Genomic DNA, 11,027 nt, shown 5'->3' with positions numbered 1-11,027 from the left:
GTGCCTTGAGGAGACGGACGAAAGTCGGTTCGACGACGAGGCGGTATCCGAGCCGGTCGGCGAACATCGACTTCAGGGGTGGCGCGTGACGTCGTACGAGGTCGAACGTCTCACGGTCGCCGGCGGCGGTGACGATCGGCTGCTGCAGCAGTGCTCGCGCGGCGTCGCGGCGGCCGGAGGCATCCAGCGATGCCGCACCCGGATGCGAGGTGCTCACGGGGTCACCGCGCCGGGGTCGAGCGATTCTGTCGCCGCAACGCGCAGTGACAGACCGTGCACGGTGAGATCGCCGTCGGGGCAGTGCACCACCGTGTCGGCGCCGGGCTCGGCCGTCAGCGACAGCCCGAGATCGGGATCGGCCACGTACACCGGCCCCTCGACGGTTCGGTGGCCCGCGAGTGCTGCGGCGAGGACGCCGAGGACTACGTCCCGTGCCTGCGCCGACAGGTGCGCGCCGTGCAGGTCGCCCGCCGAACTCAGCTCGGCGACGGCGTCGGCGCGTCGACGTGACTCGTGCCGGGCGAGTTCGTCCGCTCGGACCCGACCGGGCAGCGAATCGGGGAGACGCCCGATACCTCCTCGGGACGAGTTGTCGCCGCGTTCGCGCAGCGACACCGGCACCACGACGGGAGCGGCCCGCCACCACGATGTGCCTGCGCCGACGCGAGGGTCGGTCTCGTCGGGACCGAGCAACAGGTGCCGGCTCGGGAAGGTGCCGAAGGTCGCGGCGAACACGCGGTGGGCCTGCTCGTCGGAGGACTCGGCGAACCACCGTGCCAGGCGCAACAGATCCGCGCGGTGCGAGAAGCCCGGCGTGCTCGCCGTGACCCGTCGTGTGCGCGCGAGCAGCCGGCTCAGCGCCGACGCCGCCGCGTCGCGCATGCGTCGCGGGCCGGAGTCCTCGGCGTACCACTGCGCCAGTGCCTCCCAGTCGGCGCGACGTCGACCGGGGGAGCGGACCGGAACGGTGTCCGACTGCTCGGCCCCGGGCAGGCCGAACTCGGGCAGGGCGGTGAGCAGGGAGTCCAGCCGTGGTTCCAGCCGAGCCAGTCTGCTCGTGACGAGTGGGGCGAGACGCTCGACGTCCGAACCGATGACGTCGACGTAGTCGAGGAGCAGGTGCTTGGTCTCCGTGTAGTCGTCGACGCCCCCTGTGTCTTCGAGACGGCCGAGGATCCCGGCGAGATGCGAGTAGAAGTCGGCGACGCTGTCCGTGAACAACCGGTGGTGCGCGAATACGGCGGTGACCTGCGCGGCCAACTCGTCCCGGTCGAGCACGACCCCGTCGCCGACCAGCAGTTCGTCGATCCGGCCGAGTGCGTCGGCCACACACCCGAGCGACTCGCGTGCGACCTCGCGCACTCCGTCGGAGGTGTCGAGCAACCTGCCGACCTCACGGTGCACCCGTACTCCGGCCGGTGTCGGCCGGTACCGGGCACGATCCCTGACGTCGGTGGAGACCACGTCTCCGACATCGGTGGAGACCGCGCCCCGGACGTTCCGCCGGTGGGATCCACCCTCGGTGCCCGCGTCGTCGCGTTCCCCGGCCCGGCCCGCGAGCGCGAGGTTCCCCCATCGGACCAGCCGATGACACCGGGCGTCGACGACCGCGATGTCGAGTGTCGCGCCCCGCGCCGCGCACGAGGCTGCGATGTCGGCCGCGGACAGATCCGCGAGCAACAGGCCGGTGAAGCTGTCCATCACCGCGAGGTACTCGTCCGCTTCGTCGGCGACGAGGTAGCGGAACAGGTCGCGACCGGTGTGTCCGCCCATCCGACCTCCTCTCCCGCGTGCCGACGCCGTACGGTCAGACAGGCTAGCCCGGTGATCGCGGAGCAGGGCGGGCGAGTTCGCCGAGCGCGGGCACGGACTGTGAAGAGGCAGACCGGGATCGGCCGGACACGGAGTGGATTCGTGCCCTGCCTCACTCGTGTTTATAGTTGCCCTGTGCAACACAATCGGCAGGCCCGGCCGCCGTCCGCGGACGGCGTTGCCCGCGTATACGAGGAGTTCGTACACCTCGTGCGCTTCCTGACGTCCGGAGCGCGGACGCAGGACAACGGTCTCTCGCTGGTCCAGCATTCGCTTCTCGGCTTCATCTCGCGAAATCCGGGCTGCCGTGCCACCGACATATCCGAGGTCTTCGGTGTCCACCGCTCGACCGTGTCGCGCCAATTGCGGCACGCCGTCGATGTGGGCTGGGTCGAGGCGGGGACGGGTCCGGCACGCGCCGGTCATCCGCTTCGACTCACCGACCACGGAGCGGCGGTTCTCGAAGGTGCCGTCGTGCGTCGTCTCGACGACGTCCGCGCCGGCCTCGAGGGCTGGGACGAGAACGACCTCGACCGCTTCGTGGACCTCCTGCGCCGCTTCCGCGCAGGAATCGATTCCGATGACCGGACTCCCGACCAGAACGATGGAGATTGCAGTGCGTGAGTACTCGACCCCGGCCCCGTTCACCATCGGTGACGACGAATCGGTCGTCCACACGGTGTTCACCCATGCGGAGAAGACTCCGCATCGAGTGATGTACTCCCGGCCGCAGGGTGACGACTGGGTCGCGGTCACCGCGCAGCAGTTCGCCGACCAGGTGAAGGCCGTCGCCAAGGGCCTGATCGCCAACGGCGTCGAGCCCGGCGATCGCGTCGCGTTGCTGTCGGCCACCCGGTACGAATGGTCGTTGTTCGACTACGCGATCTGGGCGGCCGGCGCGGTATCGGTGCCGATCTACGACTCGTCGTCCACCGAACAGATCCGCTGGATCCTCCAGGACTCCGAGGCCGTCCTCGCCGTCGTCGAGACCGCGCGGCACGAGAAGCTCTTCGTCGACATGCCCACCACGCTGCGTCGCATCCTGCAGATCGAGGACGGGGCCGTGAACACCCTCGCGGCCGACGGCGCCGACGTCGACGACGCCGAGATCACCGCGCGCCTGTCCGCAATCCGCTCCGACGGACTGGCCTCCCTCGTCTACACCTCGGGGACCACCGGGCGTCCCAAGGGATGCATGCTCACCCACCGCAACTTCCTCGCCGAGGTCCGGTCGATCCTCACCTCGGACGTCGGTGTGGTCGCCAAGCCCGGCAACCGGGGCCTGACCTTCCTGCCCCTCGCACACGTTCTCGCCCGCGCCGTGTCGCTCGCACTGTTCGAAGCCGGAGCCGCGCAGGCGCACTGGTCGGACTTCTCGACCGTGTCCGCGCAGTTCGCGCGGTACTCGCCCAACATCATCCTCGGTGTGCCCCGCGTCTTCGAGAAGGTGCGCGACGCGGCAGCGGCCAAAGCTGCGGCCGGCGGCCCGGTCAAGGCAGCGATCTTCGAGTTCGCGGAGCGTACCGCCATCGCCTACAGCGAGTCGCTCGACCAGGGCGGACCGACGCTGCTGTTGAAGGCCGAGCGCACTGTCGCCGACAAGCTGGTCTTCTCCAAGCTGCGTCAGGCCATGGGCAACGAATGCTGGTACGCGATCTCCGGGGGAGGTGCCCTGAGCCCTCGCCTCGGTCACTTCTTCCGCGGCGTCGGCGTGCCGATCTACGAGGGCTACGGCCTCACCGAGACCACGGCCGCACACAGCGTGAACACGCCCGGCTCGCAGAAGATCGGTACCGTCGGACGCCCCATGGGCGGGAACTCGGCGCGTATCGCCGACGACGGCGAGATCGAACTGCGCGGAATGGTCGTCTTCGACGGTTACTGGCGCAACGAGGAGGCCACCGCCGGCGCCTTCGACGACGGTTGGTTCCGCACCGGTGACCTCGGTTCGCTGGACGAGGACGGATACCTGTCCATCACCGGACGCAAGAAGGACCTCATCATCACCGCCGGCGGCAAGAATGTCTCGCCCGGGCCGATCGAGGACCGCATGCGGTCGCACACCCTCGTCTCCCAGGCCGTCGTCGTCGGCGACGGTCGCAGCTTCGTCACCGCTCTCGTGACCGTCGACCCGGACGTCTTCGAGAACTGGAAGACCGAGAACGGCAAGCCGGCCGGTGCGACGATCGCGGACCTGCGCCACGATCCCGCGCTGCGGGACGCGATGCAGACCATCGTGGACGACGCCAACACGCTCGTCTCGCACACCGAGGCGATCAAGAAGTTCGTCATCCTCGACCGCGATCTCACCGAGGAATCCGGAGAGCTCACCCCGACGCTGAAGATCAAGCGCAACGTCGTCACCGAACGTTTCGCTCACGAGATCGACGCCCTGTACGCGAAGTGACGCCCTAGGGACTTGTTCTCCCGCCGCGACCGCCGATCCGACGCCCGGGTCGGCGGTCGCGGCATTCGGCGACATCACCGCCGCGGTCGCGGCATGCGGCGACATCACCGCCGCGGCCGCGGCATGCGTGGGACGGTGTCACTCCGCCGGTGAGATGTCTCCGGACACCGCGCGCGCGAGCCTCGCGAATCCGTCGTGCTCGACGAGGTCCTCGACGAGGACGACCTCGCCGCGCGCATCGGCGAGCGGAACCCGCCAGTTCGGATACTCGTCGACCGTGCCCGGCTGGTTCTGGCTGCGGCGCTCGCCGGTCACATCGGCAAGTGAAACACCGAGCAGCGCAGACGGACTCGCCGCGATCACCCGGTGCAGTGCCTCGACCTGCCTGCCGACGTCGGTCTCACCCTCGTCGAGCAGGCCCCGCTCGACTGCCAGCGCCAGAACCGAATCGCGTTCGGTTGCCGCATCGGCGAGTTCGGTGTCGAGATCGCCCTCGAGCAGACCGAGCTCCGAACGCAGCCGGATGTGGTCGCCCGCCAGATACCCCGCCGTGGGCGCAAGGTCGTGCGTGGTCACCGAGGTCAGGCACAGGGAGCGGTAGGTCTCGGGCTCGCGAGGGGAGTCCTCGTCGCGTTCGAACCACAGGATCGACGTACCGGCGATGCCGCGCTCGGCGAGATACTCCTGCACCCACTCCTCGAAGACCCCGAGGTCCTCACCCACGACCACGGCACCGGCGCGATGTGCCTCGAGCGCCAGGATGCCGACGAGTGCCTCGTGGTCGCTGCGGACGTACGCGCCGTCGGCCGGCGACATCCCCTCCGGCACCCACCAGGTGCGGAAGAGTCCCAGGATGTGATCGGCCCGGACGCCACCCGCGTGCCGCAATGCCGAGCGCACCACATCCCGAAAGGGGATGTATCCCAGCTCCGCGAGACGATCCGGCCGCCACGGCGGCTGATTCCAGTTCTGGCCGTTGCGGTTGAAGTCGTCGGCGGGGGCACCCACCGTGACGCCCGTGGCCAGCGCGTCTCCCAACGTCCACGCGTCGGCGCCGTGCGGGCCGACACCCACTGCGAGGTCGTGCACGATGCCGATCTCGGAACCTGCCGCGAGCGAGGCGGTGTGAGCCGCCGCGAGCTGCTCGTCGCACAGCCACTGCAGCCACCGGTGGAAGTCGATTCGAGATTCGAGCCGCTCGCGCAACCGGTCGACCTTCGGGTCGTCCGGGCTCGGCGCGCGCGACGCCCACCGGTCGGCGCGGTCGCCGAACTTCTCGTACAGGGCGCACCACAACGCGAAGTCGTCGAGGGCCTGCCCGCCCTCGGCGCAGAACGCCTCGTACCGTGCCCGCCGGGCGGGGCCGAGCGGCACCCGGTAGACGCGTTCGAGGACGTCGAGCTTCGCGCGGAAGGTCGCATCGCGGTCGAGACGGCGTGCTTTCCGGTTCGCCTTCGCCGCGCGCTGTGCGTGCTCGTCGAGTTCCTTGCGGTGTTTCGCGGGGAGATAGGCCGTCTCCGGAACATCCTCGATGCGCAGGTACAGCGGGTCGACGAAGCGCCGAGACGACGGCAGATAGGGCGAAGGCTCGTGCGGGGGCACCGGCTCGGCCGCGTGCACGGGATTGATCAGGACGAAGTCGCCGCCGTATCCGGCCGTGATCGCCGCCAGATCCGCCAGGTCGGCGAAATCTCCGATACCCCACGACCGGCGGCTGCGCACCGAATAGACCTGTGCCGCAAGCCCCCACCGCTTCTTCTCGAGCAGCCGGTCGGCGGTGGACAGACGCCGTGGGGTCACCACGAGCTGCGCGGTGGCCTCGATGTCGTTGCTGCGCGCATGCACGACGTGCCAGCCGAGCGGCAGTCGCGGAACGGCGAACGTCGCGCGGCCCACGAGCCGGCCGTCGACCGTCCGCGGATCCACCCACACGTCGAGTTGCTCGACCTCGATCTCCGCGCCGTCCTCGGAGACCACCCACACCGACACGGGATCGCCGTGCGGCACGTGGACCGGGAACGTCCGGTCGTCGCCCTCGACGACCACGAGGGCGGGCGGCAGCATGCTGCGCCACGGGCGGTCGTCGAAGTCGGCGAGCGACGCCACGACGTCGTCGTCCGTCCCGGCCGGGACATCGAGCGCGGCGAGTATCCGCCGCAACGTCTCGTCGGAGACATCGTGGTCGAGTCCACCCCACCCGGTGTAGGTGGTGGAGACACCGTGCTTTCCGGCCAGTTCGCGCAGCTTCGCCGAGGACGTCACGGTCCTGAATCATGCCAGCAAAACGGCTCGGGGGCAGCGTGCGGAACATAGGGTCGACAGGGTGAGCGCTCTCGACATCGCGCACGGCGACATCACCACCATCGAGGTGGATGCGATCGTCAACGCCGCGAACTCCGCCCTGCTCGGAGGTGGCGGAGTGGACGGTGCGATCCACCGGGCCGGGGGCCCGGAGATCCTCGCGGCCTGTCGCGAACTCCGCGCGACCTCGCTACCCGACGGGCTCGAACCGGGCCGTGCGGTGGCAACTCCTGCGGGCCGTCTTCCGGCACGATGGGTGATCCACACCGTCGGTCCCGTGTGGTCGGCGCACGAGGACCGATCCGGGATACTGCGCTCGGCGTACCGCAACAGCCTGCTCGTGGCGCACGATCTCGGTGCCCGTACGGTGTCGTTCCCGCTCGTCTCGGCCGGTATCTACGGCTGGCCGCTCGAGGACGCCGCCCGGCAGGCCGTCACGACGATCCGGGAAACGCAGACGGCGGTGGAGACCGTCGTGCTCGTCGGCTTCGACTCGGCCGCCGTCGACGCGCTCCGTCGCGCCGTCTCCCGGTCGTAGTCCGTTCAGGCGTAGTCGCCGAAACCGTCGAAGAGGGTCGGTTCGTCGGGATTGTCGAACAGGGCGGGCTGCTCGGGCGCCGTCTCGCGGCCGGAACCCGACTTCGACGCTTGCCGGCCGGCCGGGTCGGGACCGTCCCCCTGCTCGAGGAACTGCAGCGCCTCGGCGAGCGACCGGCTCGTCGCCTCCCATTCGAGGGCTCGCGCCCGGGCCTCGCGAGCGCCGTCGGTGTTGAGCGCCGCTTCGCGGGTGTGCGACTCGCCGTCCCACCAGACCTGCAGTTCGGTGCTGATGGTGAGGAACCGCCGCAGCTGTTCGGGATTGCGATCGCCGATCGCCGCGACGGTGCTCGCTCCGACATCGGTGGAACCGTCGAGATGGAAGTCGCGCACCGCGAGCAGAGCCACCGGCAGATCGTCCTCGGCGTCGGGCAACTGCGAGACATCGCCCCAGGGCGGCTCGTCCGCGCCCGCCTGCGCTCCGTCGAATCCTTGATCGCGCAGCAACGCGCCGCCGATATGGGCGGCGAACGAACCGTCGACGGTGTCGAGGAACTGTGTGATCGTCTCGAGCGAGCCGAGCAGATGGGCCGGCGCGAACGGCGCGGCAGGGACGTGGTCGACGATCGCGAGACGATCGTCGACCAGCACGAACTTCAGGTGCGGCCATCGACGGTTGAGGTCGGCGCAGATCTCGGCGGCCCGCGTGCGCCCGGTGATGGAATGGACGATCGGGGCGAACAGGTCGACGGTGCCGCCGCCCGGGCCGACGCCGACGAACACCAGCACCCCGCCGACCCGCAGGACGAGATCGCCGTCCTCGTCCCAGGCGGGAAGATCGCCGATCCGCTCGTGCAGGGTGGATTCGATCAGTTCGCGGACGTGGTCGTCTCCGGTGGGCACGACCGCGAGCGGCACCTGCACAGCCTGTGTGCGCCCCGCGTCCGGTGTCTCGGGCACGAGGAACGACGTGAGATCGGCGACGGAACGTTCCGTCCCGAACGTCTCGGCCCGCAGGAAGAGGGGATGGGGAACACCCCACACCGAACGCAGGGCACGCACGGCGATCACGGCGAGCTGATCGGCCCAGCTTCCAGGACGGTCGATCCAGAAGGCCGGGGATCCGCCGTCCTCCGGATCGTCCGGTCCGCGGGAGGGCGCCTCCAGGCCGAGTTCGAGGAGCATCTGTTCGTCGACCGGCGTGAGATGCCGGTCGGGCGCGAGGTGAGCGTTGGAGGGCACCTCGCAGCGGACGAGCCGATCTCCCCACGCGTAGAACTGCACACACGGCCCCGCCGGACCGCCGGCTTCGTCGGTGAAGGGTTCGAGAACGAGGCCGTCGCCGTCGCTCATGGCCGCGACATGGTCGGCCAGGCGCGTGCGGAACTCGCGCCAGGCCGCATCGACGTCCTGGTCGAACCGGGTCTGCGCGTCGGCCATGATCGGACCCCCTTCTCTGTGCGGTCGAGCCGAGAGAAAGACTAGTCGCCGGCACCGACAGACCTTCCTTCGCTCGGTCGCACGAGCGACGGCTCGCCGGAACGCATGGTTCTCGCCCGGCGACGGCTCCCCGGAGTGTTCCGATCTCGGCGAGCGAAACCGTGTCGGTCCGTCCGGTGGTGGTCGAGCATCGACGCATGATCGACGCCATCATCCGTCTCGTGCGGACACTGCCGGCCCGTCTCCCGGGAGTCCGGTCGGTGGATCCGTCCGCGTGGGACGCCGCAGCTCCGATCGGCGTGCCGGTATGCACTTCGGATGCGCTGGCGGACTACGCGATCCGGGTCTCGATATGAACGGTACGGACGGGACGGAGATCGACACCGACGTTCTCGTGCTCGGTGGGGGACCGGCCGGCACGTGGGCAGCGCTGGCGGCCGCCCGGGCCGGGAGCCGCGTGGTCCTCGCCGACAAGGGTTACTGCGGGACGAGCGGTCCGACCGCGTCCGGCGGCAACAACCTCTGGTACCTGCCACCCGGGCCCGAGCGCGCCGCGGCCGTCGACCGCCGCCACGTCGAAGGGGGACTGCTCTCCGAACCCGCCTGGATGCACCGGGTGCTCGACGAGACCTACCGGCGTGTCGACGACCTGGCCGTGAACGGGCGTTACCCCTTCGGCGTGGATCCGGAGACCGGACGGCGCCGGGGCAGCAGCCTGCAAGGGCCCGAGTACATGCGGCGGATGCGCCGCATGGTCCACCGCGCCGGGGTGCGCATCCTGGACCAGTCGCCGGCCCTGCAGTTGCTCGTCGACGCCGACGGGGTGGTGGCCGGGGCGACCGGGGTTCACCGCCGGCAGGGATACGAGTCGTGGACGGTACGTGCCGGCGCCGTCGTCCTGGCCACCGGAGGATGCGCCTTCCTCTCCGGCAGCTTCGGTACCGACGTCGACACGGGCGACGGCCATCTGATGGCCGCCGAGGCCGGTGCCGAGTTCTCGGGCATGGAGTTCTCATCGGCCTACGCGCTCGCACCGTCCTGGAGCGGGCACACGAAGGGCCTGTTCATGCAGTTCGCGACGTTCTACGACGATCAGGGTGCGCGGCTCGGGGACGACCGCGCGACCGCCATGCGGTACCTGCTCGACGGCGTCCCGGTCCACGCCCGGCTCGACCGGGCGCATCCCGACCACCGCGACCTGATGCGACGCTCCCAACCCAATTACTTCCTACCCCTCGACAAGGCCGGGATCGATCCGTTCACCGAGATGTACCCGGTGCGGGCGGTGCTCGAGGGAACGGTGCGCGGTACCGGTGGCCTGCGGATCACCGGCACGGACTGCGGCACGTCGGTGCCGGGTCTGTTCGCCGCCGGCGACGTGGCCACGCGCGAGCTGATCACCGGTGGACGCAGCGGCGGAGGCAGTCACAACGGGGCCTGGGCGATGTCGTCGGGCTCGTGGTCGGGGGCGGCCGCCGCGGCGTTCGCCCGTCGACGCGGTGTCGCGGACGTCGCGTCACCGATCGGCGGGGTCGGCCTCGTGGGCGACCCGGATCGCGCCGCCACCCGGTCGATCATAGGTCTGGTGCAGGAGCACACGCTGCCGCTCGAGCGCAGCTTCCGGCGGACGGCACGGAGTCTCGAGGACAGCATCGCCGCACTCGACGACGCGTGGACTGCGGCACCGGTGGTGCTGGGCGGCCGGGGCCGCGAACTGGTGAGGGCCCGGTCCGGTGCCGCGCTTCTCGCCATGGCTCGATGGGTGAGCCACACCGCCCTTGCCCGTGCGGAGACGAGAGGCATGCACGTGCGAGCCGATCACGCGGACACCGATCCCGGCTTCCGGTACCGCCTGGTGACGAGCGGTCTGGACCGGGTGGACGTCCGTGCCGACAGTGGCCCCGCGGGCCGTGCCGAAAGTGACCCTGCGGGCCGTGCCGACAGTGACCCTGCGGGCCGTGCCGAGGGCCGGCCCGCACGACGAGGAGCGAGCCGATGATCGAGGTGATCGTCGCCGACCGGTGCATCTCGTGCGACATCTGCATCGCAGTGTGTCCGACCGACGTCTTCGATCGTGGACCCGACGGGCTTCCCGTCGTCGCCCATCAGGAGGACTGCCAGACCTGCTTCATGTGCGAGGTCCACTGTCCCGTCGACGCCCTCTATGTGGCTCCGTACTCGACCGCAGTGGAAGAGAATTCATCACACCGCGACGTCGATGCGCTCACGTCCTCCGGCGAGTTCGGACGCTATCGGGCCGTCGTCGGATGGGGCCGGGGGAGACGCGCGGGGGCCCGGCAGGACCGTAACGACCTGTTCACCGGCCGGCCCTGAGAGCATCTGCTGCGCGTGTGCAGCGCCGAGTTCGAGGGCGGCCGAGGGAGCGGATCACCGTAGTTCACGCACGAAGCGGCCGATCTCGGCGATCGCCCGTCCGCTCTCCGGCACGACGCCTGCCGCTGCCTGGAAGACGTGCACCTGCTTCTCCCATACTTGGAGCTCTGCGGCCACACCGGCGAGTTGCAGACGC

General features: G+C 70.0%; 10 protein-coding genes and 1 pseudogene. 6 read left to right on the top strand and 5 right to left on the bottom strand.

The genetic code is table 11. The features are described from left to right. On the bottom strand, nucleotides 1-217 hold a 217-nt coding region (locus tag R1101_RS26225; RefSeq protein ID WP_037222638.1), incomplete at its 3' end, for a DUF2398 family protein. After that, a complete protein-coding gene (locus tag R1101_RS0109030) occupies nucleotides 214-1,773 on the bottom strand; it encodes a DUF2397 domain-containing protein (RefSeq protein ID WP_016933117.1) in 1,560 nt (519 codons plus the stop codon). The genes R1101_RS26225 and R1101_RS0109030, both read right to left, overlap by 4 nt. A 174-nt stretch (nucleotides 1,774-1,947) precedes the next feature. Here R1101_RS0109030 and R1101_RS0109025 point away from each other — a divergent pair, with 174 nt between their 5' ends. After that, nucleotides 1,948-2,436: a MarR family winged helix-turn-helix transcriptional regulator gene (locus R1101_RS0109025; RefSeq protein ID WP_016933116.1), complete on the top strand. Its 489-nt coding sequence runs from the start codon at nucleotides 1,948-1,950 to the stop codon at nucleotides 2,434-2,436. Then, a complete protein-coding gene (locus R1101_RS0109020) occupies nucleotides 2,429-4,219 on the top strand; it encodes an AMP-dependent synthetase/ligase (protein ID WP_016933115.1) in 1,791 nt (596 codons plus the stop codon). Before R1101_RS0109025 ends, R1101_RS0109020 begins: the two co-directional genes overlap by 8 nt. Nucleotides 4,220-4,357: 138 nt before the next feature. Here the strand turns inward: R1101_RS0109020 and malQ are convergent, their stop codons facing one another. Continuing rightward, nucleotides 4,358-6,481, bottom strand: coding sequence for a 4-alpha-glucanotransferase (malQ, locus tag R1101_RS0109015; RefSeq protein WP_016933114.1), 2,124 nt, complete (start codon nucleotides 6,479-6,481; stop codon nucleotides 4,358-4,360). A 61-nt stretch (nucleotides 6,482-6,542) separates the two neighbouring features. Here malQ and R1101_RS0109010 point away from each other — a divergent pair, with 61 nt between their 5' ends. Continuing rightward, on the top strand, nucleotides 6,543-7,058 hold the full coding sequence (locus R1101_RS0109010) for an O-acetyl-ADP-ribose deacetylase (RefSeq protein WP_016933113.1): 516 nt from the start codon (nucleotides 6,543-6,545) through the stop codon (nucleotides 7,056-7,058). Between the two features lie 5 nt (nucleotides 7,059-7,063). On the opposite strand, the gene R1101_RS0109005 is transcribed toward R1101_RS0109010, so the two are convergent. Continuing rightward, complete coding sequence (locus R1101_RS0109005) at nucleotides 7,064-8,497, bottom strand: T3SS (YopN, CesT) and YbjN peptide-binding chaperone 1 (protein WP_016933112.1); 1,434 nt, start codon at nucleotides 8,495-8,497, stop codon at nucleotides 7,064-7,066. 197 nt (nucleotides 8,498-8,694) lie between these two features. Here R1101_RS0109005 and R1101_RS0109000 point away from each other — a divergent pair, with 197 nt between their 5' ends. The 3 genes from R1101_RS0109000 to R1101_RS0108990 are packed head-to-tail and all read left to right on the top strand — an operon-like array spanning nucleotide 8,695 to nucleotide 10,831. Beyond that, entirely contained in the window at nucleotides 8,695-8,853 is a 159-nt protein-coding gene (locus R1101_RS0109000) for a hypothetical protein (RefSeq protein WP_232284710.1), read from the top strand. Next, nucleotides 8,850-10,496, top strand: a complete 1,647-nt coding sequence (locus R1101_RS0108995; protein WP_016933110.1) for an FAD-binding protein — start codon at nucleotides 8,850-8,852, stop codon at nucleotides 10,494-10,496. Before R1101_RS0109000 ends, R1101_RS0108995 begins: the two co-directional genes overlap by 4 nt. Continuing rightward, a complete protein-coding gene (locus tag R1101_RS0108990; protein ID WP_016933109.1) occupies nucleotides 10,493-10,831 on the top strand; it encodes a 4Fe-4S dicluster domain-containing protein in 339 nt (112 codons plus the stop codon). The genes R1101_RS0108995 and R1101_RS0108990 overlap by 4 nt, the downstream gene beginning before the upstream one ends. A gap of 54 nt (nucleotides 10,832-10,885) precedes the next feature. Here the strand turns inward: R1101_RS0108990 and R1101_RS30145 are convergent. Next, nucleotides 10,886-11,027: pseudogene (locus R1101_RS30145) on the bottom strand (esterase); the annotation flags it as partial.

This window comes from Rhodococcus sp. R1101 (genome assembly GCF_000278445.1).
Taxonomy (GTDB): Bacteria; Actinomycetota; Actinomycetes; order Mycobacteriales; family Mycobacteriaceae; genus Rhodococcus; species Rhodococcus gordoniae.
This window is presented reverse-complemented; position numbering and strand designations above follow the sequence as displayed.

Bases quoted from the DNA above. Each gene is read 5' to 3' on its own strand.
- R1101_RS0109030 (WP_016933117.1), bottom strand. From the start codon at position 1,773: ATGGGCGGACACACCGGTCGCGACCTGTTCCGCTACCTCGTCGCCGAC.
- R1101_RS0109005 (WP_016933112.1), bottom strand. From the start codon at position 8,497: ATGGCCGACGCGCAGACCCGGTTCGACCAGGACGTCGATGCGGCCTGG.
- R1101_RS0109000 (WP_232284710.1), top strand. From the start codon at position 8,695: ATGATCGACGCCATCATCCGTCTCGTGCGGACACTGCCGGCCCGTCTC.
- R1101_RS0108995 (WP_016933110.1), top strand. From the start codon at position 8,850: ATGAACGGTACGGACGGGACGGAGATCGACACCGACGTTCTCGTGCTC.
- R1101_RS0108990 (WP_016933109.1), top strand. From the start codon at position 10,493: ATGATCGAGGTGATCGTCGCCGACCGGTGCATCTCGTGCGACATCTGC.